Annotated in this window: 20 protein-coding genes and 1 pseudogene; 10 read left to right on the top strand and 11 right to left on the bottom strand. The window is 72.5% G+C overall.

The window, feature by feature from the left end; all coding sequences use genetic code 11:
• Positions 1-114: 114 nt before the first annotated feature.
• Positions 115-978, top strand: a complete 864-nt coding sequence (locus ACTWPW_RS38560) for an aminoglycoside phosphotransferase family protein (protein ID WP_375116020.1) — start codon at positions 115-117, stop codon at positions 976-978.
• Positions 979-1,350: 372 nt separating this feature from the next.
• Here ACTWPW_RS38560 and ACTWPW_RS38565 read toward each other — a convergent pair whose 3' ends face one another.
• The gene (locus ACTWPW_RS38565; RefSeq protein WP_443171558.1) at positions 1,351-2,550 is read right to left on the bottom strand and encodes a cytochrome P450; all 1,200 of its coding nucleotides are present in this window, start codon (positions 2,548-2,550) and stop codon (positions 1,351-1,353) included.
• A 123-nt stretch (positions 2,551-2,673) separates the two neighbouring features.
• Here ACTWPW_RS38565 and ACTWPW_RS38570 point away from each other — a divergent pair, with 123 nt between their 5' ends.
• A complete protein-coding gene (locus ACTWPW_RS38570) occupies positions 2,674-3,366 on the top strand; it encodes a helix-turn-helix domain-containing protein (protein WP_375116022.1) in 693 nt (230 codons plus the stop codon).
• 193 nt (positions 3,367-3,559) lie between these two features.
• Here the strand turns inward: ACTWPW_RS38570 and ACTWPW_RS38575 are convergent, their stop codons facing one another.
• Both ACTWPW_RS38575 and ACTWPW_RS38580 read right to left on the bottom strand, forming a co-directional pair.
• A complete protein-coding gene (locus ACTWPW_RS38575; RefSeq protein WP_364134583.1) occupies positions 3,560-3,685 on the bottom strand; it encodes a hypothetical protein in 126 nt (41 codons plus the stop codon).
• Between the two features lie 247 nt (positions 3,686-3,932).
• Complete coding sequence (locus ACTWPW_RS38580) at positions 3,933-4,250, bottom strand: STAS domain-containing protein (protein WP_375116023.1); 318 nt, start codon at positions 4,248-4,250, stop codon at positions 3,933-3,935.
• A gap of 569 nt (positions 4,251-4,819) precedes the next feature.
• Here ACTWPW_RS38580 and ACTWPW_RS38585 point away from each other — a divergent pair.
• Positions 4,820-5,026, top strand: coding sequence for a cold-shock protein (locus ACTWPW_RS38585; RefSeq protein WP_364134589.1), 207 nt, complete (start codon positions 4,820-4,822; stop codon positions 5,024-5,026).
• A gap of 237 nt (positions 5,027-5,263) precedes the next feature.
• Positions 5,264-6,538: a DUF5994 family protein gene (locus tag ACTWPW_RS38590; RefSeq protein ID WP_443171559.1), complete on the top strand. Its 1,275-nt coding sequence runs from the start codon at positions 5,264-5,266 to the stop codon at positions 6,536-6,538.
• A 64-nt stretch (positions 6,539-6,602) separates the two neighbouring features.
• On the opposite strand, the gene ACTWPW_RS38595 is transcribed toward ACTWPW_RS38590, so the two are convergent.
• From ACTWPW_RS38595 to ACTWPW_RS38605, 3 genes and pseudogenes are all read right to left on the bottom strand, one after another.
• A complete protein-coding gene (locus ACTWPW_RS38595) occupies positions 6,603-8,144 on the bottom strand; it encodes an endonuclease/exonuclease/phosphatase family protein (protein ID WP_443171560.1) in 1,542 nt (513 codons plus the stop codon).
• Between the two features lie 132 nt (positions 8,145-8,276).
• On the bottom strand, positions 8,277-8,492 hold the full coding sequence (locus ACTWPW_RS38600; protein ID WP_443171584.1) for a hypothetical protein: 216 nt from the start codon (positions 8,490-8,492) through the stop codon (positions 8,277-8,279).
• Between the two features lie 19 nt (positions 8,493-8,511).
• Positions 8,512-8,673 (bottom strand): annotated as a pseudogene (locus ACTWPW_RS38605) (hypothetical protein); the annotation flags it as partial.
• 260 nt (positions 8,674-8,933) lie between these two features.
• Between ACTWPW_RS38605 and ACTWPW_RS38610 the strand changes: the two are divergent.
• Positions 8,934-11,507, top strand: coding sequence for a tetratricopeptide repeat protein (locus tag ACTWPW_RS38610; RefSeq protein ID WP_443171561.1), 2,574 nt, complete (start codon positions 8,934-8,936; stop codon positions 11,505-11,507).
• Here the strand turns inward: ACTWPW_RS38610 and ACTWPW_RS38615 are convergent.
• A complete protein-coding gene (locus ACTWPW_RS38615) occupies positions 11,426-12,802 on the bottom strand; it encodes a PP2C family protein-serine/threonine phosphatase (protein WP_443171562.1) in 1,377 nt (458 codons plus the stop codon). The genes ACTWPW_RS38610 and ACTWPW_RS38615 overlap by 82 nt on opposite strands.
• Positions 12,803-12,940: 138 nt before the next feature.
• Here ACTWPW_RS38615 and ACTWPW_RS38620 point away from each other — a divergent pair, with 138 nt between their 5' ends.
• Both ACTWPW_RS38620 and ACTWPW_RS38625 read left to right on the top strand, forming a co-directional pair.
• Complete coding sequence (locus tag ACTWPW_RS38620) at positions 12,941-14,059, top strand: S1 family peptidase (protein ID WP_443171563.1); 1,119 nt, start codon at positions 12,941-12,943, stop codon at positions 14,057-14,059.
• Positions 14,060-14,110: 51 nt separating this feature from the next.
• The gene (locus ACTWPW_RS38625) at positions 14,111-14,668 is read left to right on the top strand and encodes a CGNR zinc finger domain-containing protein (RefSeq protein ID WP_375116029.1); all 558 of its coding nucleotides are present in this window, start codon (positions 14,111-14,113) and stop codon (positions 14,666-14,668) included.
• Positions 14,669-14,678: 10 nt separating this feature from the next.
• On the opposite strand, the gene ACTWPW_RS38630 is transcribed toward ACTWPW_RS38625, so the two are convergent.
• Together ACTWPW_RS38630 and ACTWPW_RS38635 are read right to left on the bottom strand one after the other, a co-directional pair.
• Positions 14,679-16,073, bottom strand: a complete 1,395-nt coding sequence (locus ACTWPW_RS38630; RefSeq protein WP_443171564.1) for an FAD-binding oxidoreductase — start codon at positions 16,071-16,073, stop codon at positions 14,679-14,681.
• A 160-nt stretch (positions 16,074-16,233) separates the two neighbouring features.
• Positions 16,234-17,586, bottom strand: a complete 1,353-nt coding sequence (locus ACTWPW_RS38635; RefSeq protein WP_375116031.1) for a family 43 glycosylhydrolase — start codon at positions 17,584-17,586, stop codon at positions 16,234-16,236.
• A 276-nt stretch (positions 17,587-17,862) separates the two neighbouring features.
• Between ACTWPW_RS38635 and ACTWPW_RS38640 the strand changes: the two genes are divergently transcribed.
• Positions 17,863-18,825, top strand: coding sequence for an endonuclease/exonuclease/phosphatase family protein (locus tag ACTWPW_RS38640; protein WP_443171565.1), 963 nt, complete (start codon positions 17,863-17,865; stop codon positions 18,823-18,825).
• Here the strand turns inward: ACTWPW_RS38640 and ACTWPW_RS38645 are convergent.
• The gene (locus ACTWPW_RS38645; RefSeq protein WP_375116033.1) at positions 18,815-19,501 is read right to left on the bottom strand and encodes a FadR/GntR family transcriptional regulator; all 687 of its coding nucleotides are present in this window, start codon (positions 19,499-19,501) and stop codon (positions 18,815-18,817) included. The genes ACTWPW_RS38640 and ACTWPW_RS38645 overlap by 11 nt on opposite strands.
• Entirely contained in the window at positions 19,494-21,005 is a 1,512-nt protein-coding gene (gene mqo, locus ACTWPW_RS38650) for a malate dehydrogenase (quinone) (protein WP_443171566.1), read from the bottom strand. The genes ACTWPW_RS38645 and mqo overlap by 8 nt, the downstream gene beginning before the upstream one ends.
• Positions 21,006-21,161: 156 nt before the next feature.
• On the opposite strand from mqo, the gene ACTWPW_RS38655 reads away from it, so the two are divergent.
• Both ACTWPW_RS38655 and ACTWPW_RS38660 read left to right on the top strand, forming a co-directional pair.
• Positions 21,162-23,399, top strand: coding sequence for a glycoside hydrolase domain-containing protein (locus ACTWPW_RS38655; protein WP_443171580.1), 2,238 nt, complete (start codon positions 21,162-21,164; stop codon positions 23,397-23,399).
• A complete protein-coding gene (locus ACTWPW_RS38660) occupies positions 23,396-24,670 on the top strand; it encodes a glycosyltransferase (protein WP_443171567.1) in 1,275 nt (424 codons plus the stop codon). The genes ACTWPW_RS38655 and ACTWPW_RS38660 overlap by 4 nt, the downstream gene beginning before the upstream one ends.
• Positions 24,671-24,681 lie beyond the last annotated feature (11 nt).

Raw genomic sequence — 24,681 nt, forward strand, 5'->3', positions numbered from 1 at the left:
GCGCTCGCCGCCGTCCGCCCCTGACACGCGCCCCTGATGGAGGTTTGATCTCCTGAAGGCATATTCGACCCGGTAATCTCGCTGTCCCCCACCGCCACCAGGAGGCCTCCCGCCATGAACGACCGCGTGCCCGCCGATCTGCTGGAGATCGCCGACGCCCTGTTGCCGGGAGCGCCGCTGGATCGGGCGCGGCTCGCCCGCGGCGGGGTGCACGACGTCGTGCTGCTCCCGGGGGTGGCGGCGGTCCGGGTGAGCCGGCGTCCGCTCGGGGCGCGGGCCATGCCGCGCAACGTCGAGATCCTGCGCGCGATCGGGGCGGCCGGGCTGCCGTTCGCGGTGCCGGAGCCGCTGACGCCGGTGACGGGGTTCGGGGAGCGCGCGGCCGTGGCCGTCTCCTGGATCGGCGGTACGGGGCTGGCGGAGGGCGAGGGCGATCCCGGGCAGATCGCCGAGGTGCTCACCGCACTGCGGGAGCTGCCGGTCACGCCGGAGCTGCGCGGCCTGCTGCCGGCGCCGCGGGCGTACGACGGGCATTGGGCGCGCGTGCTGGCGGAGGACGTGCTGCCCCGGCTGCCTGACCGCTGGCGGCCCGAGGCCGAGCGCCGGCTGGCGGCGGCGACGGCCCTGGAGGCGGTGCCCGACGTGCTCGTCCACGGCGACCTCGTCGGGGACAACGTGCACTGGGGCGAGGACGGCAAGCTGGTCGGGGTGCTCGACTGGGACCGGGCGCACCTGTTCGACCCGGCGGTGGACGCCGCGTTCATGGGGTGGCACGGCTGGGACAACGTGCGGCGGGCGGTGGACGGGGCGACCTACCGCCGGGCGCGCGTCTGGGACCGGCTGTTCGGCGTCAACATCCTCTGCGCGGTGTTCGTCCTCGACGGCGGGCCGATCCCCCTCGTCGACAGCTACGTGAAGCACATCGTGGCCTGGCTGGAGGAGCAGGCCGGCGACTCGGCAGCCCTTTTTACGTCGTGAATTCGACGTCAAAGTTAAGCGAAATCGACGAATATAGCACTGTTTGTGGTGTTTTCGGGGTTAATGTCGGAATTAAGGAGTGATCGAACGGGGGGAGGAGCGATGTTCGAAGCGAATGACTACCACGAAGGCGGAGGTTGCCGGCGTCGCCGCTGGCGTCGTCGCTGCCGCCGGCGTCGCCGCTGGTGGGGCGGCTGGGGCGGCCCCTGGGGCGGCGGTTGGGACTGGTGGTGACAGAGGCCGTCGCCAGGTGATCGAGCAGGCGTAGCGGGCAACGGGGCGGTCCGCCCGGATGGTCGTGACGGCCACGCCCGGACAGGAGCCATCGCTCGGCCCCGTCTCGCTACGCCGCGCCCGGTAAGGACCGCTCCGTCACACCTCCCAGGTGACGGGCAGGCTGTGCACGCCGTAGATGAGCGTGTCGGTACGCAGGGGAACGTCCGTGGCGGGGATCGCGAGGCGCAGCGTGGGGAACCTGGCGATCAGCGCGGGCAGCGCCACCCGCAGCTCCACGCGGGCCAGCTGCTGGCCGAGGCACTGGTGGATGCCGTGCCCGAAGGCCACGTGCCCGGCCGTGGAGCGGAGCAGGTCGAGCGTGTCGGGATCGGCGAACTGGGCGGGGTCGCGGTTGGCCGCCGGGACCGACACGGTGACGGCCTCGCCGGCCTTGATCTGCTCACCGGCCAGCTCCAGATCCTCCAGCGCGGTGCGCACCGTGAACGGGATGATGCTCAGATAGCGCAGCAGCTCCTCGATGGCGCGGTCCGCGGTGCTCGGGTCCCGACGCAGGAGTTCGAGCTGGCCGGGGTGGCTGAGCAGGGCGAAGGTGCCGAGCGCCAGCATGTTCGCGGTGGTGTCGAGGCCGGCGCCCAGCAGGGCGAAGCCGATGTTGACCAGCTCCTCGTCGGTGAGGTCGCCGGCTGTCAGTCCGCTGAGCAGGTCGTCCGTGGGGTCGGCGTGCTTGTCCCGCACCAGCTCGCCCATGAAACCGTGCACGGCCGCGTACGCCGCGGCCATCTCCCCGGGCGTGGCGTCCAGCCGGAAGAGCTCGAACACGTGGTCCTGGAAACGGGCGCGGGCCGCGTACGGCACGCCGAGCAGCTCGCAGATCACCTGCGCGGGGACGGGTTGCGCGAGCGCGGTGACCAGGTCGGCGGGTGGCCCGGTCCGCTCCATGGCGTCGAGGTGCTCGGCGGTGATGTCCTGGATCTGCTGGGTGAGCAGGCGCATGCGCCGGACGGTGAACTGGCCGGTGAGCAGGTGCCGGTAGCGCGTGTGCTCCGGGGGGTCCATGGCGACGAACAACCCGGGCGGCGCCGGCCGGTCGCTGGCGGGGGTCGCTGTGGGGACGGGCAGGTGCCGCAGCTCGGGCCGGATGCTGAAGCGCGGATCGGCCAGCACCTCGCGCACCAGGGCGTGGCTGGTGACCAGCCACCCCTCGTGCCCGTCGGGATAGCTCAGCCGGCTCAGCGGGCCGCGCTCGCGCAGCCCGGCAGGCGGATCGAACGGCCGCTCAACTGATCGTCCGGTCGGTAGCGACGAGGTCATGCCGGTCTCCTCTCGTACGTTCATGACCTGCCGCACGTTAGGCACAGGTTTCCGGCATCACCAACGCTCCATCCATGTCGGGCCAGGTAGAAGCGTTATCGTGGGTGCAATGACATTGAGGCTGAATGCACCACGCCGGAGGAGAGGATGCCGGGAGGCCGCCTGAGCTACGAGGACCGGCAGCGCATCGCGGCGGGGCTGGCGGCCGGGCACGGCTATGCCGAGATCGCCAGGAGCCTGGGGCGTCCCCGATCGACGATCAGCCGCGAGGTGACCCGCAACGGCGGGGCCGGCCACTATCGGGCCAACCTGGCGCAACAGGCGACCAGCTGGCGCGCGCGCCGCAAGCCCGGCCTGCATCCGCCGGCCCCGGCCGCCGACGGCCGGGGCCGTGACCCGGAGGCGGTGCGCGACTTCGAGCGGCGCTTCGCCGGCATGATGATCCAGACCGGCGTGCCCGCGATGGTGGCCAGGGTGCTCGCCACGCTGTTCACCGCCGACGCGGGAAGCTGCACGGCCGCGGAGCTCGCCGCGCTGCTGCAGGTGAGCCCGGCCTCCATCTCCAAGGCCGTCGGCTGGCTGGCGGCACGCGGCCTGATCAGGCGCGAGCGCACCGGCCGGCGGGAGCGCTACCTGGTCGACGACCACATCTGGTACCGGACGTGGCAGGCCAGCATCCAGTCGATGACCATGTGGCGGGATTTCTCCCAGGAAGGCGCCGAACTGCTCGGGGACAACAGCCCGGCCGGCGCCCGGCTGCGCACCACGAGTCAGGTCTTCCAGGTGCTCGCCCATGACATGGCCGAGTCGGCCGAGCACTGGCGGCGAACCCTGCGCTGAGCTCCACCTGGCCCGTATGGGGGGCGACGGCGGCCCGTGCGGCCTGCGTGCCGTCGTTCACCGTCACCCGCGAACGGGGCGAAAGGAGGAGGAATGAAGGGGTGACCTCGACTTCGCCGGCAGTTCCTCCTCGTTGCTCGCTTACGTGCCGGACCGCATCAGAGTGCCGGTCGGCGGGGTAGGGGCGCGATCGTCACAGCTTCACGAGCTTCGCGTAAGGTGCGACGATGCGGTACGTCTCCGAGCCGAAGTCGACGAGAATCGCAAGGTTCTGCTCCACGGCGATAACCCGGCCGAGGCCGTATTTGTCGTGGCTCACCTGGTCTCGCACCTCGTACTGCTCGACAGGAGGCGGAGGGGCTTCGGGGACGTTGAAGGGGCTTCCGGGGAGTCGGCGCCGGGACGCGGCTTGAGTAGGCCTCATTAGTGCAAGTATGCGCCCTATCTCCTAGTAAAGCGACCGTTGACGTGGGATGACATCGGGCTCCCGAGCCGGGACGGCGGGGGGAACGCGTCGTCGCCAGCAGCAGCGTACAGCGCGGACCTGCGATCCGGCCGGGTGTTCGTCACCCTTCTATCGAGAAGCCTCTGCCCAGCCCGGTCATGCGCAGCATCGTGGACATGCGGGGGGACGGCGCGGTCAGGACGACGGTGATGCCCATGGATCGCGCGCGACGTTGCACCCCGACCAGCACGGCGAGCCCGGAGACGTCGCCGAACGCCAGGCCTGACACGTCCAGGACGAGGAACTCGCGGCTCCGGTCCAACTCGTCCATCAACCGGGTGCGCAGAGCCTTGCTGGTGAAGATGTCGATCTCGCCGGACAGGTGAACGGTGGTGCATGGCTCGACCATGCTGGGAGGCGTGGCGCCAAGGATCGTCATGGATGCTCCGATCGTAGGGATGGAAGCCGGGGCGGCGACAGGATCGGGCATGCGGGTGTCGAACGCGCCTGCCCGCATGCGGATCGGGGTCGCGTGCCTCGCGCCTGGAGGTGGTGCCTGAGCCTGTGAAGGTGGTGGCTGAGCCGCACCACGGAATGGAGCACGGAATGGAGCCCGGAATGGAGCATGGAGGACACATGGCGGCTTGTGGTGGATGCGAGATGCCGGCGCCATGATCGCCCGCCCGTCCAGACCCCTGCGGGGCCACATGCTGTCTTTCGCCGTGGGCGACGCCAACCCGAATGCCAACGCACGAAGTGTCCTCGGTAGCCCCAGACTACCCCTCCAGGGTCCCCCTGTGGGTCTCATGGCGCGGTTCGCTGCGAGGGTGTGCTAGGCTGAAGGAGTTGCAGTTGTGGTACCCATAAAGACTTCGTGTGCGCCTGGGAGATTACAATCTTCTGGGCGCTTTTTGTTTGCCGGTCATTTCCGGATGGGCTCATCGCGGGCGACACGGGTTTCGCACGGTGCGAACCCTGTGCTTATGCACGTATCTGAAGGAGATAGACATGGCTACTGGAACCGTGAAGTGGTTCAACTCGGAAAAGGGCTTCGGCTTCATCGCGCAGGACGACGGCGGCGCCGACGTCTTCGCTCACTACTCCAACATCGTCGCCAACGGCGGCTACCGTGAGCTGGTCGAGGGGCAGAAGGTATCCTTCGACGTCGTGCAGGGCCAGAAGGGCCCGCAGGCGGAGAACATCGTCACCGCCTGACACCGGCGCGTGGCATGAGATCGGGCCCGCATCCCTCCGGGGGTGCGGGCCCGATCCATGTCCGGGCGATTCCTCGTCCTGAGCAGACGGGCAGGCGTGCCGCGCCCCCCAGGCCCCATGGGACGGATCGGGCGGCGTAGGCTGAATTCACCTGGGATATTTTGCACGCCGGCAGCCGCGTCGGCGTCGCCTCAGGCCCAGCCGGCCCGTTCACGCCGGAGACAGGCGGCACAAGAGATGCCGAACCACCAGCCATCGGTCATACCCATCGCTCTCCAGCCGGCCCGGGTGTTCCTGGAGCCCACGCTGACCAGGGATGGAACGCTCGACGGGGCCTGGTGGCCGTACTCCACCGACCTCCACCGCGAACTTCCCGCTCTCATCCGCCTCCTGCAGGACCGGCTCGGCCCGATCCTCCGGGTCCGGCTCGACGTGGCGGCATGGGACGAGGTCCCGCTCCACCTGTTCGTCGATGGACGGTTCCTGCGCATCAGCGGCCTGCCGGCGACCCCCAACACGATCAGGATGATCCGCGGCAACCAGGACGGATTCCTGCTCCTGGTGATCCCACCGGACACCGCCGTCCCCGTGGCGACCGCCGCGATGAGAAGCGCCGCCCGTACGGGCAACACGCTGTCCGCGCACGAGATCCTCACCAACTGCCGTCCGGCCTCCTCCGCAGGGGGCACGAGGATGCGCCGCTACCGCGACTGCGACGGGGAGGCCGTGCTCGCGCTGATCGACGCGGACCGCCTGCCCGGCCAGCCGGCCTGCACGCCCGCCGAGCTCGACGAGGCCATGGCCGGAACGTGCCATCGCGACCCCGCTCCCTGGGCCGATCTCGAACACCCCAGAACCGACGTCCTGGTCGATCCGGACGGCCGCGTCATGGGTGCGGTCTCCCACACGGTGCACCGGGAGGACGGCAGCGGGCAGATCCTGTGGTTGCACGGGCGGGAGATCCTCGACGTGGTGGACGAGCTCGTCGGCCACGCCCTGCGCGAACTCGACGGCAGGACCGTCGTCCACGCCTTCACCGCCGCGGTCGGACTCGGGGTCGCCGCGCTGCCGGTGGGCCGCCGGCCGATCACCACGAAGGTGCTGGAGCACGCCGGCTTCACGGGGCGGAACACCTGGCGATACCTGCGCCGCACCCTGCCGCGCGACCCTGACGCCACGGCATCCCCGCTGGTCGAGGTGGTCAGGAGCCAGACGCCGCCCGGATGGTGGCTCAAGGCCCGGGGCGACGGCTGCTCGGCTGAGCTCGTCGTCCAGGAGCCCGTGGGAGGTCTCGGGATCCTGTGGTGGTTCGGCGCGGACGCGTGCCAGGCCGACGAGACGCTGGAGCACGATCTGCTCCAGGAGGCGGATCGCCTCCTCCGCGACCATGGCGCGTCGGAGACGATCCTGTACGTGGCCGGCACCCCCACCTGGCCCCTGTTCGAGGCCGCCGGATTCGCGGAGATCGACCACCTCGTCTCCTACGTCCGCCGGACCGCCCCCGCCGGCTGACCACCCGGTTCGATACGTCTCCATGGGCCGTGCCGGCCCTGGCGACCTGGCCAGGGAGATGTGGTCAGGAGGGGCGGAACGTGGTCAGGACGGCGGCGTGGTCGGAGGTCCAGTCGTTGCCCCGGTGGTCGGGTACGGCCGTCGGCGTGCCCTCGACCACGGCCTCGGAGCCGGTCACCCGCAGCGGGCCCGTGTAGTAGACGAAGTCGATCCGATCCTGCGGCTCGGGCTCGCCCTTGTGCGGGTCGTGGCCGTAGCCGCCGGTGAACACCGGATAGACCGGCGACCAGGTGATCCCCGGCGCGGTCACCGGGTCAGGGTTCGCCACCCGGTAGGAGTCCCGCAGCCCCGCCTGCGCGGGCAGCACCGAGGTCGGCCACGGGACCGTGGTGTAGCCGCACCGGCGCGTGGCCGCGGTCCAGTCCAGGTGGGACGGGGCGTTGAAGTCGCCCGTCAGCAGCACCGGCGTGCGCCCCGCCGCGGCCAGGTCCGGGCGCATCTCCTGCAGCACGGCCTCGATCTGGGGCGTGCGGCCGGAGCGCTCCTCGTTGGCCAGCAGCTCTTCCTGGGTCATCTTGCCGAAGCACGCGTCGTAGGGGCCGTACGGGGTGTAGCCGAGGTGGACGTTCCACACCACCACGTCCTGGCGCTCGCCGATCCGTACCCGGACCTTCGTCGCCGCCGACAGCGGGCCGCCGTCCACGGGCGCCTTGCGCTCGGTGATCGGGTACCGGCTGATCACGCCCAGGTCGGTGCCCGCCTGGTGGTAGTCCCAGCCCAGCGCTTCGGCCAGCTCGCGGGTGGAGGTGGCCGAGGTCTCCTGGAGACCCACGACGTCCACGTCGGACCGGAGCAGGAACCGCAGCTCCTTCTCCCGGCCGCCGTCGACCTGGCTGCCGCCGTGCCACAGGTTGAAGCTCATCGCCCTGAGCTCGGGCACCAGGTCCTCGCCGGGCCGGCGGACGTCGATGCCGATCGTGGCCGTGCTCGTCTCGGCGCGCGCGTTGCGGGCCTCGACGCGCAGGGGTGCCGGGCGCAGCGAGTCGCGTACGCGCGGCGTCCCGGTGACCTTCCCGTCGGCCGACACGGTGACCCACTGCGGCCCGGCGACCTTGCGGAAGGTGAGGCCGTCGGTGTCCCCGCGGACCAGGCCGCCCACCGTCGCCTCGTACGGTTCGAGGGCGCGGGCGTTGCGCAGGTCGAAGCTGTCGGTGATGAAGTGCAGCGGGGCGTTGCTCATGATTCGTACCTTCACCGGTGTGGCGAGCCACTGGTAGCCGTCCTTCGCCAGGGCGAAGACGATGTAGTTGCCCGGCTCCAGCCCGTCGGTCGGCAGTGTGGCCGTACCGCTTCCGCCGGTGATGTAGGTCCAGCGTAGCGAGGGGCCGACGAACTTCTCGTCCACCGGGCCGTTGCCGGGGTCGGTGTAGAGGCCGAGCCAGTTGGTCGGGTCGGGGGCCGGGGTGGTGTACGTCGCCGTGATCGGCTCCCCGCTGCGTACGGCCGGGGAGGCGACCGTCAGCGTGCCGTCCGGCGATGCCGACGCCGGGACGACGTAAGTGAACAGGACGAGCATCGCTGATCCGAGCGACGTGAGCCAACGCATCCGTGCCTCCTTGACTGACATCGAGAAGCGTGGACCGGACTGGTGACGATCATGTGTACGGGCCGTGGCACGTCGTTGGCGCCCGGAGGAACGACCCCGCCCCGGTCGTTCCCCGGGGCGAGGGTGGCGCGGTCAGCCGGGGGTCTGCGGCTTCCAGAGCACGACGCGCTGCTCGTTGCCGGGGTACGTCGCCGCTCCCACGATCTCGCCCCCGAGGTTGATGCCGTTGACGGCCGTCGCCGTGCCTCCCGCCGGGTCCGGCAGCCGGACCGGCGCCTGGGCGGGGTCTGTCCACACCGCCAGGTGCGCGGTGCCGGCCGGGTCGCAGGCGTGGGTTCCGACGATCACGCCGTCGTCCCAGCGTGCCGAGCTCCGTGACGGCGCCGTTCGCCCAGAGGAAGGCGCGCTGCGTCTGCTGGTTCGCGGGCAGGCCCGGCGTCTCCGTACGGCGGTGGGTGCCGGCGATCTGACCGGCCGTGTTGACGTCCACGGCGCTGCTGCCCGTGACGACATTCAGGTCCGTCTTCACGCCGTTCTCGAATTTGAACGCCCTGGTACGCAGGACGCCATCGGGTATTTTGGCCGGGCAGAATTCGAGTTCTGCGAACGAGTATTAGCGGGTTGGAAGCGGAACGTCGCAATCCGCCTCGCCGCGGAGGGCGTCGGGGCGTCTCAGTAGCGGCCGGATGATCGTCTGCGATATCGGTGTGTGCCGGTTCAGTTACTGACTCATGAGCGGATGGCGTACGTACGGCTGGATGACGGGCGGGCGGCAGCGGGCGGCGGCCGATGACGCGCCGGGTGTGGTTGCTGGATGCCGCCTCCGCGGCACTGGTGGTGGCGATCGGGGTCGCGACCAACCAGGTGCTCAACGACGGTCAGTGGGCCTGGTGGTGGCTGGCCGGGGACCTCGTGCTGGCCGGGGTGGCCGCGGTGGTCACCCACAGGATCGCGGTCGCGCGGGGCGAGGGTGACGCTCCGGTGTTGTGGCCCGCCCTCGCCGGCCCCGACGGGAAGCCCAAGTCCCTGGACCAGGTGACCCCGCGCGACCTCGGGGTGCACGCCAGCCGCTTCGCCACGGACGGCTGGGCCGCCCCGTACATCCCGCGCGAGATCGACGGCGTGCTGGCGGCGGCGCTCACCGGCGGCGGCCGGCGCCTCCTCGTCGTACGCGGGCCACGGCTGGCCGGCACCACCGCCGCGCTGGCGCACGCGGTGCTGACCCACCTGCCCGGCCGCTACCGGATGGTGGCCTACCACGACGATCCCCGCCTGCCGATCAGCCGGATGATCGAGCGCGCCGCCCGCCACGCCGATGACGGCGGCGGGGCGGTGCTCTGGCTGGAGGGCCTGCCGGAGCACCGCGTCAACGAGCTGGCGGCGACCTCGCCCCAGGACCTCCCGCCGCGCCTGTGGCTGGCGGTCACCCTCGCCGACGGCCCGGCGCTGCGGCAGGTGGTGGCCGACTTCCTCGACCGGTACGCGGTGCAGGCCGAGCTGCGGGCGATCACGCCGGGCGAGCGCGGCGCGCTGGTGGCCGCGGACGCCTACGCGGACCTTCGCCCGCTCCTCGCCGAGGGGCACGACGTGCTGATGGGGCGGCTCATGGTCTCCTGGGAGGAGATCCGTGACGCCCTGAACCGCGACGGGGAGCAGGCCACCGACCGGGTGGCGCTGCTGCGCGCGGTCGCCGACTGGTACCGCCTGCGCCTGGACACCCGGCGCCCGCTCACCGGCGACATCCTGGACCACCTGTTCCAGGGCTACCGGCGCGAGATCGCCGGCCTGCCGCCCGGCGCTCCGGTGCCCGTGACCGGCTACCGTTCGGCCCTGAAGTGGGCCATGGCCACCGGCAGCCGCCGGCCTCGCCTGATCCAGCGGAAGTCCTCCGGCTCGGGCCGCTTCTACTCCCCGCACCCGCTGCTGACCGCCATCGCCGACGAGACGTCGGATCCGGCCCGCTGGCCCGTCCACGACGCCCTGTGGGACTACGCCGACCGGTACTTCGAGGGGGATCAGCGCCGCGACATCGGCTACCTCGCCGTGGAGCGGGAGGCGTATCCGGCGGCATGCCGGTTGCTGGACCACAGCGACACCGGCACCGGCCTCGACGCGGCGATCCTCTGCCGGCTCAGCTTCCGGTTGAAGGAGACCGGCGAGATCGATCAGGCGCGACGCTGGTTCGTCAGGACGATCGAGACGGAGCACGATCACTACGCGCCGGAGGCGATGTACGAGCTCGGCCTGATGGAGAAGCAGCACGGCAATTTCGATGAGGCCCGCCACTGGTACCGCGAGGCGATCGCCGACGGCCATCCCGAGCATGCGCCACGGGCGAAGGGCAGCCTCGGGCTGCTGGAGAAGCAGCAGGGCGATCTCGATCAGGCCCGGCACTGGTTCGGCGAGGCGATCGCCACCGGGCACCGCGACCACGCCCCCTGGGCCATGGTCCATCTCGCCCTGATGCTGATGGAGCAGGCTGAGTTCGACGCCGCTCGCCTTTGGTCCCATGAGGCGATCGCCACCGGCCATCGTGACCACGCACCCAACGCGCTGGTCAACCTCGGGTGGTTGGAAGAGCAGCAGGGCGATCTCGGGGAGGCGCGGCGCCGGTATCGGGAGGCGATCGCCACCGGGCACGCCGACGAGGCGCCCGCGGCGATGCGCAACCTCGCAGCGCTGGAGCGGAAGGACGGGCAGCTCGAAGAGGCGCGGCACTGGTATCGCGAGGCGGTCGCCACCGGGCATGCCGAGGAGGCCCCCAAGGCGATGATCAACCTGGCACTGCTGGCCAATGCCCAGGAGGACATCGGAGAGGCGCGGCGCTGGTACCGCGAGGCGGTCGCCACCGGGCACGCCGAGGAGGCGCCCGTCGCGATGCGGACCCTCGGGTGGCTGGCGGAGCGGTGGAACGACCTCGAACAGGCGCGGCGCTGGTTCCGCCGGACGATCGCCACGGGGCATGCCGAGGAGGCGCCCAAGGCGATGCGCAACCTCGGCGCGCTCGAAGCGGACCGAGGGGATCCGGAGCAGGCACGCCACTGGTACCGCAAGGCGATCGCCGGCGGCCATCCCGTCGAGGCGCCCCTCACGATGTACAACCTCGCGTTGCTGGAGGAGCGGCAGGGCAATCTCGATCAGGCCCGGCACTGGTTCGGCGAGGCGATCGCCACCGGCCATCCCGAGGCGCGGGAGCTGGCCGAGCAGCGGCTTCGTGACCTGGGACGGCAGGAGGAGGAGCTGCGGCGGGCCACGCACTACGCGGAGTACGGCTACCTGGCCTACGCCGACCCGTCGATGATGCGCCCATCCGCGCCCGACCCCGAGGAACCCCTGCCTGAGGCCGAATCCCCGCCGCCGTAGCCACCGGACGGTGCACCGTCGCCCTCCGGGGGGAGGCCGGTCAGCGCCTCGGTCTCCCTCCGGGAGTAGGGGGAGCCGGGCCATTCGACGAGCACGACCGTGGCGTCGTCGCGGAGCCGGCGTTCGTGGTAGTCGAGGTGGTGGTGGATCAGGCGGCGCAACGTCTCGGGCACCGGGAGCTCGTCGGCCTGGTGCCGGATGAGGAAGTCGGTGAACCGCTCCATGCCGAACTCCTCACCGTGCCGGTTGCGCGCTTCGGTGATGCCGTCGGTGTAGAGCAGGAGCCGGTCGCCGGGTTGCAGCTGCGCGTGGCACACGGTCACCGGCAGGTGCAGACCGGTGCCGGTCGGCGAGCCGGGCGGGCACTCCAGCTCGATGGTGGCGCGTCTGCGGACGATGACCGGCGGATGGTGGCCGCAGTTGACCCAGGCCAGGGCGCCGCTGGGGATGTCCAGCTTGGCGATGACGCCGGTGGCGAACCGCTCGCCGCCGAACTGCCCCGTGAGCGCCTCGTCGATCTTGGCCGCCGCCAGGGCGAGCCCGTCGCCCTCGTGGCGGCTGTTGCGCAGGGTCGTCAGCGCGAGGTTGGCGGTCAGGCCGGCCGCGGTGTCGTGTCCCATCGCGTCGAATATCGCCAGGTGTGCGGTACGGCCCTCGAACGCGTAGTCGTACACGTCGCCGCTGACGTCGTACGCGGGCTCCATCACCGCGCTGATCACCAGCCGGTCGGTGGCGAACGTGCGCTGCGGCATGAGCCGCCACTCCATCTCCGCCGACACGCTCATCCGCCGGCGCCGCACCAGCCGGGCGTAGGTGTCGCTCAGCGGGCGCTTGGAGACCACCAGCAGGGCCACCAGCCCGGCCAGGCGCTCCATGTCCAGCAGCACCTCGGGATCCACCGCGGGAACGGCGATCCGCAGGACGCCCAGCCGGTCGGTGCCGTCCACCAGCGGCACCCACCACTGCTCCGGGTCGCGCACCGTGGCCGGCAGGATCTTCCCGTGCTGGAACGCCCGGCCCGCCACCGTCCCCTCGATGCCGATCTCGTCCCGCTCGGGCGTCCCGGCGGGGGCCGGCTGGGAGACCAGCGGGGAGAGCACCTCCTGTTGCAGGTCCGCCAGGTAGATCAGCACCTCGCGCAGCCCCACCCGGCGGGCGTGCTCGGAGACCAGGTCCGGGATCTGCTCCAGCGTGGAGGTGTGGCTGGCGGAGATCAGGGCGCCGAACATCGCCGCCCGCGCCGCCGCCGACCCCGTTTCCTCGGAGCCGGAAGCCGAAGCATTGTGAGCGGTCATGCACCTACCGTAACCATCCGGGTCGCGGCGGTCGGGCGTCCGCCCCCCCATATCACCGTGCCCCGGGGGCAAATGGTAGGTCCGGCGGGGCGGCCGTCCGGCTTACGGTGGCGGCAGGGCTTGGCTCAGGAGGTCCGCATGAAGTCCTTCCGCTCGGTCGCCGCCGCGGTGGCCGCCACGCTCGTCCTCACCGGCACCCCCGTGCGCGCCACCCCCGCCCCCGCCGCATCCCCCGAGATGGTGCGGGCCATGCGGCGCGATCTCGGGCTCACCGCCGGGCAGGCCGCCTCCCGGCTGGTCGCCGAGGAGCGCGCCCGCCGGGCGGAGCCGGCCCTGCGCGGCCTGCTCGGCCCCCGCTTCGGCGGCGCCTGGCTGGCGGCGGACGGATCGTTCGTCGTCGCCACCGCCGACGCGGCCGACGCGCCGGCCATCGCCGCCTCGGGAGCCCGGCCCAGCGTCGTCGCCCGGCCGCTCGCCGCGCTCGAAGCCACGCGGGACCTCCTGGATCGGGCCGCGCATCTGGCCGGCCCCGGCGTGCACGGCTGGTACGTGGACGAGCCCGCCAACGACGTCGTGGTGCTGGCCGCCGACCAGGCGAGCGGCACCGCCTTCGTCTCCGGCAGCAAGGCCGACCCCTCCGTCGTACGCGTGCGGACCTCGACCGCCCGCCCCGTCCCGTACGCCGACATCCGCGGCGGCGACACCTTCGTCGTCCGGGACAAGGGGCGCTGCATCGTCGGCTTCACGGTACGGCGCGGCACCACCGGCGGGTTCCTCACCGCCGGGCACTGCGGCCAGAGGGGGGACGTCGCCCTGACCGGCTACGGAGGCACCCCGATCGGCGTCTTCGAGGCATCCTCCTACCCGGGCGACGACTACGCCTGGGTGTCGCTCCACCCGGGCTGGACCCCCCGTGGCACCGTGGTCGCCCTCGGCGTCGAACGCCCCGTGCGCGGCGCGGCGCCGGCCCCGGTGGGGTCGTCCGTCTGCCAGGCCGGCCCGGCCACCGGCTGGCACTGCGGCATCGTCCAGCAGCGCAACGCCACCGTCGTCTACCCCGGCGGCACCGTCACCGGCCTGGTGCGCACCAGCGTGTGCGCGGAGCCGGGGACGTCGGGGGCGCCGTTCCTGTCCGGGGACCAGGCCCAGGGCATGACCTCCGGCGGTTCCGGCAACTGCTCGGTCGGCGGCACCACGTACTTCCAGCCGGTCGCGGAGCCCCTGTCGGCCTTCGGTCTCACGCTGGTCACCGGCTGAGCGGCGTCCCGGCGATTGCGCAGGATTTGCATCACCTGTCAAACTGGTGATGTGAAGCATGTGTTCCTTTGCGGCAACCCCGCGCTCGACCTCGCCGGCACGCTCCGGGCGCGCCGCACGGAGCGCTTCGAGACGCTCGACGCCCCCGACCGGCTCGACGCCTGGTACCTGGAGTCCGGCCTCGTCGACGCCGTCTCCCCCTGCCGGGACGCGGATCTGGCCCGGGCCGTGGCGGTTCGGGAGGCGATCTACGCGCTGGTCACCGCCCGGCTGGCCGGTGACGGATACGACGGCGAGGCGCTCGCCCTGGTGAACGAGGCCGCCCGCGAGCCCGCGGCGGCGCCGCAGCTGACGGCCGAGGGGCGGTGGGTCGAGGCGACCCCGGCCCAGGCGCTGTCCACCGTGGCCCGGCATGCCGTTGAGCTGCTCAGCGGGCCGGAGGTGCCGCTGATGAAGGAGTGCGCCAACCCCGAGTGCACCAAGGTCTTCATCGACCGCTCGCGGGGCGGGCGGCGGGAGTGGTGCGGCATGGAGTCGTGCGGCAACAAGATCAAGGCGGCTGCCTACCGGGCGCGCAAGAAGGAGGCCCAGGTGGCGGGCACGCGCTGACGCCGGCCGGTCAGGCGGGTCGCGGGGGACGGATGGCGTGCGGGAAGTGGAAGAGGTCACCGGGGTCGTAGCGGGCCTTGACCGCGCGCAGGCGATCGAGGTGCTCGCCGTAGTAGGCGCGTCCCCAGTCGGGCTGGCGTGCGGAGACGTGGTTCTGGTACGCCTGCCCCGTCGCCCACGGCCGCAGGTCCTGCCACAGCCGGGCGGTCCAGTCGCGGGCCGCCAGCGTCGCGCCGAGACCCGTGCGGGCGTCCGCCCAGGCGCGGACCCACATGCCGAACCGGCAGTCGCGGTGCGCCCAGGCCGTCCCCTCGGCGCGGCCGAGCGCCCCGCCCTGCAACTCGATCACGCAGTCCCGCCGCCCGCCGCCCTCGGACGCGGCGCCGCGGGCCAGCGCTCGTATCAGCACGGCCACCGCCTCCGGGGGCAGCGGCCGGTCGAGCAGGTGGTCGGCCTGGAAGCAGGGGCCGGACGCCCCGGCCATGCCCTCCCGGGAGAAGCACCACAGGAACTCGGTCGCCTCCGGATACCGGGACGAGTGCGTCCTGACCCCGGCCGGGCCGGTCCCCATGGCCCGCGTCAGGCCCACCAGCAGGTGCGCGGCCTCCCGCCTCGGGCCGCACCACACGGCCACCACGACGGCCTGCCCGGGGCCGGGCCGCAGGACGAGCTGGGTGAACATGCGGTCGGGCACGGTCTGCGCCCACTCCTGCCACGCCGCCACCAGGTCCGGCGCCCAGGGCCATTCGAGCAGGAACGTGTGCACGTCGGGAGCCGGATGGGTGCCGAACACCAGCGACGTGACGATCCCGAACCCGGCCGTCCCCGCGCCGCGCAGCGCGAAGAACAGGTCCGCGTGGGCGTCGGGGCCGCACGTCTCCATGCGGCCGTCGGCGAGCACCACCTCCGCCTGGAGCAGGTGGTCCATCGTCAGCCCGTAGGCGCGGCCGACCGTCCCGATGCCGCCGCCCAGCGTCAGCCCCGCGATGCCGACGTCCGGGCACGTGCCCAGGGGCAGCAGGCGGTCGTGCCGGTCGAGTACCCGTGCCACCTCGCCGGCCCTGGCCCCCGCTCCCACCCGGGCGACGTCCTGGTCCACCGTGACCCCGGACATCGGGGAGACGTCGATGACCAGCCCGGGTCCGGTCGAGTAGCCGGCGTAGCCGTGGCCGCCGGAGCGGGGGTGCGGCGGCAACCGGTGCCGGCGCGCGAACAGCACCGCCTCGCGTACGTCCCGGGGGTCGGCGCACCGCACCACCCCGAGCGGCCGGACCAGGCCGAACCGGGGATCGGCGATCCGGCGCGCCTGCTCGTAGCCGGGGTCGCCGGGCAGGAGCACCGGTCCGCGTACGCGTCTCCGGAGCGCCTGCCAGTCATCCGCCGCGGGCCGGCGCGACCTCGTCACGGCCACCCCCATGACCTGTGTCCGTATCATTACTTTCAGCAATCATACGGACACCAGGCGTGCCAACCGGCTTCAGGGCACGCCCGGCCGGAGGAGGCGACGGGGGGTGGTGGCGACGAGGCCGGAGCCCGTGCGGGCGGCCGTCCCCGGCAGTCGGCGGTCAGTCGTCGACCGTGTGCCCGTGGTTGCGGCGCTGGACGTACAGGCGGTTGCCCTCGGGGCCGGTCCATTCCACCCGTACGACACCGGCCACCGCGGCGTCGCCGATGCGCGACGGGTCGGACCAGTAGCCGAAGTTGGGGTTGCGGAAGAACGTCGCCCACACCTGGCCGCTGCGATCGGCGAAGAAGTTGTTGTGACCGGCGCCGACTCCCGCGGTCCACCGCCTGGAATAGGGGCCCTCGAAATTGTCCGCGACGGCGACGACCGCGTCGTACTGGTACTGCACGCGGCCGGCGCCGGGCGTGGCGTAGGCGTATCGCGTGGTGCCGTCGGGGTTGGTGGAGGAGCGGTTCCACGCGGCGTGCAGGAGGTAGTACTTGCCGCCGTGCTTGAACACGTACGCGCCTTCGAGGTACGGCTCGGGCGCGTACGGCACCTGCTGGAACTGGGGGAGGCCGGTCGTCGGGACGATGTCCTCCATGTCGTCCCGGAACTTCGCGTACAGATGGTTGTGCAGCACCAGCCAGGCGTCGTCGCCCTCGGCGTAGAGGCTGCCGTCGATGTGGTGGTAGGCGCCCGGCTTGATGAAGGCGGGCCCGCCGATGAAGGACTCGCCGAAGGGTTTGTCGAGGTTGCCCTCCACCAGCCGGTACGGGCCCTCGACCCCGCCCTCGCTCACCAGCATGAACGAGCCGACCTTCTGGGAGTGGTCGCCCATGCACGCCACGATGTACCACTTGCCGCGGAAGTGGTGCACCTCCGGGGCCCAGGCCTGGCCCCGCTTGCCGAACCGGTCGTCGGTCCAGTACTCCTGCCACGGGGCCACGACCGTGCGTCCCGGCCGGTTCTCGCCGGCGAACTCCGGCGACCACACCTTGCCCTTCTCGGCGCCGGGCCGGATGCCGGTGGTGTCGGCCAGCCGCCACGGCCCCCGCAGGGACGGGGACACCCACACGAAGATGCCGTCGTTCCACGGGGCGGCGGCTTCGAGGCCGGGCACCCGCGTGGTGCCGGTGGCGACGTAGACCGGGCGGCCGTCGACGACGAAGCAGTTGACGTAGGTGTCCCGCATCCAGACCCGGCCGAGCGCCTCGTCGCGGGGGCGCAACTCGAGCGGGAGGATGAAGGAGTTGTCCTCGCGCGGCCACAGGTCCAGCCGGGTGTCGGCGAGGCCGTAGGGCTCCGGCTCGGGCCAGTTCGACGGGTGGCGCCGCCTCGCCGCGGCCTCGGCGGGCGCCGCCTGTGCCGCCTGCGCGGCGGCCGTGGGAAGCGCCGCCGCTCCCAAGAAACCGGCCGCACCGGTCAGCAACGACCGCCGGTTCACGTGCAACCCGTTCTCGGAATCAGCCATCTGTCACGTCCTCCCGCAATCGACGCCTGCCGGGCCCGCTCCCGCTGAGCGGCTGGGGCGCCGTGCCGCTGCGCAGAGTCTGCCGAAGTCTCGCAAATTACGTCAATAACCCGGAAGAAATCCCCGAACGGCCGCCAATTCAGGTCGTTACAGCAGGAATCCCAGGTCAAACGGCTATGAGCGGAAACTCGGGCATGATCCTCCCCGTAACGTTCACGTAACGGGCTCTTCGCCGGGGTTCGGTGGGGGCGGGCGGTGAGCCGTACGGTCGGGCGTATGAGCATCGAAGATCGGCGGGCTCGTGGCGGCGACTCGCCGTGGCGGCGCGGGCGGGTTCTCGCCGCGCTCGCCGTGCTGGTGGCCGGGCTGCAGGCGTTCCCCCGAGCCGTGCCCAACGCCGTGGGGAGCCTCGGGAGCCTGCTGGAGACGTTCCTGCCCTGGGTCGGCCTGGCCGTTCCGGTGCTGCTGGTCCTGGCGCTGCTGCGCCGCTCGGCCATCGCGATGGTGTCCCTGGTGCTGCCGGTGGCGGTCTGGGCCGCCGTCTTCGGTGCGCGGCTGTCGCCCGCCGACGGCGGGGCGGCCCACGACCTGACCGTGCTCCAGCACAACGTCGGCGAGGAGAACCCCGATCCGGCGGGCACCGCGCGAGCCCTGGCCGGGGCCGGGGCCGACCTCATCGCCCTGGAGGAGGTGATGCCCGACGCCCGGCCCGTCTACGAGGCCGTCCTCGCCCCCGGCCATCCCCACCACGTGGTCGTGGGCACCGTCGGGCTCTGGTCCAGGCATCCCCTCACGGGCTCCCGGCCGGTGGGCATCAGGCCCGAGGGGGTCACCGGGGACTGGAACCGGGGGATGCGCGCCACCGTGCGGACACCGTCCGGCGACCTGGCCGTTTACGTCGCCCACCTGCCCTCGGTCCGGATCCGGCTGCCGGACGGCTTCGGCACCCGGTGGCGGGACGAGAGCGCCGCCGCGCTGGGCGCGGCCCTCGCCGCCGAGCCGCTGGACAGGATCGTCCTGCTGGGCGACCTCAACGCCACCCTCGACGACCGCGGCCTGGCACCGGTCACCTCCCGGATGACCCCGGCCGTGGCGGGGTTCGGCTTCAGCTGGCCCGCCGCGTTCCCCCTCGCCCGGATCGACCATGTCATGACCCGCGCCGCGACGCCCGTCGCGACCTGGACGCTGCCCGCGACCGGCAGCGACCACCTCCCGGTCGTGGCCCGCATCAGGCTCTGAGGGTCAGCCGGGTCCTGGACGCGTCGAGGTGGGTGCGCATGGCCGCGGCCGCGCCCAGGGGGTCCGCGGCGGAGATCTGGTCCCGGATCTTGCGGTGCTCGCCGAGCACCTGGTCCAGGTGGCCGGGATCGTGCTCGGTCCCCGCGTACGGCCGGGTGATCGCGGCGGCGCCGAGCGCGTCGAGCAGGTCGAGGTAGAAGCGGTTGCCGGTGGCGACGGCGATGGCGCGGTGGAAGGCGAAGTCGGCCTCCACCGCGTCGCTGGCGCTGCCCCGGACCGTGGCCATCCGGCGCAGCGCGGCGTCGACGGCGGCCAGGGCGGCGGGCGTGGCGCGGGCGGCGGCCAGCGCCGCGGCCTCCACCTCGATGCCACGGCGCAGTTCGAGCAGGTGAAGCCGGTCGTCCAGGCTCCGTACGGTGCCCACGGAGTGCGTGAAGTCCTGCGCCGCCGGCCTGGCCAGGACGAACGATCCGCGTCCGCGCCGGGTCTCGACCAGCCCCGCGGCACGCAGCCGGGAGATGGCCTCGCGTACGACGGTGCGGCTGACCTCGTACCGGCCGGCGAGGTCGCCTTCGGCGGGCATGAGGTCGCCGGGCTGCCAGGTTCCGTCCCCGATGGCGCGCCGGAGCTCGCCCTCCACCCGGTCGGCGAGGCTGGGGGCGTGATCGTCAGCCACGGACGGCTCCGTGCGCGCTCTCCGCCAGGCCCAGCGCGAGGGCGCTGCGTCGCGTGACCTCCTGGAGCAGGTCCGGGTGTTCGGACAAGCGGGTGCCGTACGTGGGGACCAGGGTCCGGAGCGCCGCGCGCCAGGCCGGCACGCGCTCGGGGAAGGCTCGTTCGAGCACGTCCAGCATGATCGAGACCGAGGCGGAGGCGCCCGGTGAGGCGCCGAGCAGGGCGGCGAGGCCATCGGAGGTGACGACTTCGGTGCCGAACCCGGCGATCGAGCCACGGCCGTCCACCCGCTTGACCACCTGCACCCGCTGGCCGGCGGTGACGAGCTCCCAGTCGCCCGGCCGCGCGTCCGGGACGAACCGGCGCAGCGCGCGCATCCGGCCGCCGTGGGTCTGCGCCAGCTGGCCGACGAGGTAGCGCAGCAGGCCGAGGTTGTCGCGGGCCGCGCCCAGGAGCGTCCCGGCGTTCCACGGGGTGACCGACCGGGGCAGGTCGGAGCGGCGGCCCCGCTTGAGGAAGCGCGGCGAGAACGCGGCGAAGGGGCCGAACATGAGGTAGCCGCGGCCGTCCACGACGCGGGTGTCGAGGTGCGGCACCGACAGCGATGGCGCGCCGGGCTCCGCGTGGCCGTAGACCTTCGCGTGGTGGCGGGCGAGCAGCTCCGGCCGGTCCGTACGGAGGAACTGCCCGCTGATGGGGAAGCCGCCGTACCCCCGGGTCTGCCGCACCCCTGCGCTCTGGAGCAGCGGCAGCGTCCCGCCGCCCGCCCCGAGGAACACGAACGAGCCGCGCACGCCGTAGTCGCGGGCCCCTTCCAGATCGCGCACCCGCAGCCGCCACGACCGGTGGTCACGGGAGAGGGAGCGCACCTCGTGGCCGGTGCGCACCTCGACGCCGTCGCGCGCGAGGGCGGTGAAGAGCCGGCGCGTGAGCACCCCGTAGTCGACGTCGGTGCCGCCACGCGTGCGGCAGACGGCGACGTGCTCGCCACCGGGACGGCGGTCGAACATCAGCGGGAGCCAGCGCGCCATGACGTCCCGGTCGCGGGTGAACTCCATCCCCTCGAACAGCGGGTGCCCGCGCAGCGCCTCGTGCCGCAGGCGCAGGTGCTCCACCCCAGTGGCGCCGCGGGCGAAGCCGAAGTGGGGGACCGAGCGGATGAAGCCGGCCGGGTCGCCGAGCGTGCCCTCCTCGACCAGCCCCGCCCAGAGCTGCCGCGACAGCTGGAACTGCTCGTTGACGGCGATGGCGCTGCCGACGTCGATCGAGCCGTCGCCGCCGAGCGGGGTGTAGTTGAACTCGCAGAGCCCGGCGTGGCCGGTGCCCGCGTTGTTCCAGGCCGACGAGCTCTCCAGGCCGAGCCCGTCCAGCCGTTCCAGCACGAGGATCGACCAGTCCGGCTGCGCGCGGCGCAGCAGCACGCCGAGGGTGGCGCTCATGATCCCGCCCCCGACCAGCACCACGTCGTAGCCGGTGCCGGTCCTCGATCCGCGTTCGGCGCTCACCTGATGTCTCCTCGCGACCGCAACCTGTATGACAGGGTTCTGTCCTGTATAACAGGTTTGTCCGCCTGCTCGTGCGCGCCTTCCGCCCATGTTCCCGAGGAGATTTCACCTGGCGGAAACCTAAGGCGCGATCGCGGTGGGTAGATTCCCGCCATCCTGGACAACGTTGACCCCTTCATCGGCACAGCGGCGACCGACCTGCCTCCGGCTCGTGGTCTGGCCGCCACTTGGTGGTGGCCGAAACCACAGGTGGGCAACACCCACCCCGGTGCCACGTCGCCGCTGGGCATGGTGTCGGCCTGCGCCTACTCCGGCGCGTACCCCACCGGCTACGGCCGGTACGCGAAGAACACCGAGGGCGTGCCCGAGGAGATGTTCGAGCAGCTGCAGGCGTCCGGGTTCACCCACTTCCAGCAGTCCGGCACCGGAGCGATCCGCAAGTACTACAACTACGTGAGGGTCACCCCGATGGTGCAGTCGCTGGACGAGTTGGGCGAGTCCTGGCCGCTGCACGACGAGGTGGCGGAGGCCGGCTACTACGCGGCCACCCTGGGCACCGGGGTCCGCTGCGAGCTCACCGTGGGCACCAAGGTCGCCGTGCACCGGTACACGTTCCCGGAGCACAGCAGCGCCCGCGTGGTGGTCGACCTGTCCTGCGGCGGCCTGGCCATCGACCTCGGCCAGACCGTGCCGGTGCGGGCGCAGGTGGAGAGCATGGGGCGCGGCCGGGCCCAGGGCACGGTGGTGATGGAGGGCGTCCCGCTCTCGGTGTACGTGGACGTCGACAGCCCGGGCTGGCGGCAGATGCTCTGGTACGACCGGCGCCTCATCGACGGCGGCACCCGCCTCGACTTCGACAGCATCCGGCACACCACGTTGCGGCCGTTCGGCATGCTCTTCATGGGCCCCACCACGCCGGGGCAGACCATCGAGGTGCGGCTCGGGTTCTCGCTGCGCGGGTGCGACCAGGCCCGGCAGAACCTGGAGCGCGAGTGCGGCCACGCCCAGCCGGCGTTCGACACCGTACGCTCGCGGACCCGGGCCCGGTGGAGCGAGCACCTCGACCGGGTACAGGTCGAGGGCGGCACGCCGGCCCGCCGTACCGTGCTCGCCACGGCGCTCTACCACGCGCTGATCAAGCCGTGCTTCGCCGACGACGAGAGCCCGTTCTGGCCGACCCCCGGGCCGTTCGCGTTCGACGTGTGCACCATGTGGGACATCTACAAGACGCAGCTGCCGCTGCTCGCGGCCATCGCCCCCGACCGGGCCTCCGACCTGCTGGAGTCGCTGATCCGGGTCTGCGAGGAGGAGGGCAACTTCCCCATCGGCTACCGGATGGCCCGTGGCGCCGACCGCTTCTTCCGCCAGGCCAGCGCGCTCGTGCACACCGCGCTGGCGGACGCCCACGCGCTCGGCCGGGCGGCCCTGGACTGGAGCTGGGCGCTCGTGCACATGGTCGGCGACCTGCGCCGCATGTACGGCGAGGACTTCTTCGAGCACGGAGTCGTGCACCCGATCACGCACACCCTCGACCTCGCCTACGCCCACCACTGCACGGCACAGGTGGCCCGGTCGCTGAACGACCGCCGCCTGGCCGACGATCTCGAGAACCGCGGCCTGCAGTGGTCCAACGCCTTCGACCCGGACACGGGGCTGCTGCGCGACTCGGAGTTCTACGAGGGCGGCAAGTGGAACTACTCGTTCCGGCTGCTGCACGACATGGCCGCGCGGATCGCCCTGGCCGGCGGCGACTCGGGCTTCATCGACAAGCTGGACCGGTTCTTCGGCTTCGGCGCCGCGCCGGTGAAGCAGCCCGGCCGGCGCCCGCCGGCGGCGGAGATGGCGGCCGGCTACGCCCTGAACCGGTTCGAGGGGCTGAACAACGAGCCGGACATGGAGGCGCCGTGGGCCTACCACTACGCCGGCCGTCCCGACCGTACGGCCGAGATCGTGAACGCGGCGCTGACCTGGCAGTTCGGCACCGGGCCTGGTGGCCTGCCCGGTAACGACGACTCCGGCGGCCTCAGCTCGTGGTACGTGTGGGCGTCGCTGGGGCTGTTCCCCATCGCCGGGCAGAACCTGTTCCTGGTGAACGCGCCGGCGTTCGAGCGGGCCGTGCTCCGGGTCGGCGGCAACGAGTTCGTGATCGAGACCAGCGGGCACCGCGAGCGGCCGATCGGCGTCGACGGCCTCGACCGGGACCTGCCGGCACAGTACGTCCAGTCGGCGACGCTCGACGGCAAACCCCTGGACGCGACCCACCTGAGCGCCGCCACCGTGCACCGCGGCGGCCGGTTGCACCTGCGACTGGGCCCGGAGCCGTCGGCGTGGGGACGGGGGATCCGCCCGCCGTCCCTTTCCGATCCGCCCCCGACACCGGAGGTAGCGCGATGACCCACCCCCGTCGCCGTCTCGTCATCGTGGTCAGGGCCGACCCGGTCATCTGCGGCCACTCCGGCGAGGCCCGCAATCTCGCCGAGGTGGCGCTGACCCGCAGGTTCGACGACGTACGGCTGCTGACCTGGCCGATCCCGGCGCTGCGGGCGGCCGGGCTGCCGCTCAAGCCGCTGGACCGGCTGCTGCCGTACAGCCCGGGGATCACCGTGGAGCGGCCGGAGCCGGTCGGCGACTACCGCGTGCCGGACGGCCGTCATCAGGCGGGTCTCACCGGCCGGCTCGTCGAGCTGCTCGCCGAGCCGGTGCCCACGGTCTGCCTCTCGATGTACCTGGCCCCGCACGCCTCGGTGGTCGTGGACGCGGTCGCGGCGGCGCGGGCGGCCGGGTTCGCGCCCGACGTGCACACCGTCGCGAAGGCGGTCGGCTCCGACGTCACCAACGTGATCCGGTCGTGCCTGCGGGAGGGCCGGTTCGGGGCGGCGACGGTGCTGTTCACCACGTTCCTGGCCAACGACGAGGTCGTCGCGGTCTCCGAGTACACCCGGGAGGAGATCGTCGCCTCGGCCGAGCAGGTGGACGCCCGCTGCGGCACCACGTTCGCCGAGCAGTGCCGGCGCCGCGTCACCGTCAGCTACCCGCCGATCGACTCCGCCGCCTTCCTCGACCCGGAGCCGGCGCGGGTGGACGCCGCGCTCGCCCGGCGCGGCCTGGAGCGGGACGGTTACGTGCTGTTCCTGTCCCGGGTGACCAAGGCCAAGGGCATCCACGACCTGGTGCTCGCCTACCGCCGGATGCGCTGCCGGTCGAGCGTGCGGCTGGTCGTCGCCGGCACCGGTACGGCCCTGGACGAGGTGCGCGCGCTGGCCGAGGGGGACGACCGGGTGGTCTTCCTCACCGACGTCGATGACCAGGAGAAGACGCTGCTCATGCGCGGCTGCGCGGTCTACGCGCTGCCCACCAAGCCCGAGCCCGACTTCGTCGAGACCTTCGGCATCGCCCTGGCCGAGAAGATGCTGGCCGGCGGCGGGCCGATCGTCACCACCCCGACCGGCGGGACCCTCGAGGCCGTCGGCGACACCGCCGTCGTGGTCCCGCCCGGGGACGTCGACGCCCTGGCCGCGGCCGTGGACCGGGTGGTTCTCGACATGTCCGCCGCCGAACGGCAGGACCTGGAGCTGCGCGCCCGCGCCCGCGCGATGTCCTTCGACCGGGCCGCGGTGTTCGACGACCTGTTCCCGCAGGAGGCGCCCGCCGTCGGGGTGCTCTGAGGGAGCGCACT

The sequence above is a fragment of the Nonomuraea sp. KM90 genome, from assembly GCF_052246675.1.
Taxonomy (GTDB): Bacteria; Actinomycetota; Actinomycetes; order Streptosporangiales; family Streptosporangiaceae; genus Nonomuraea.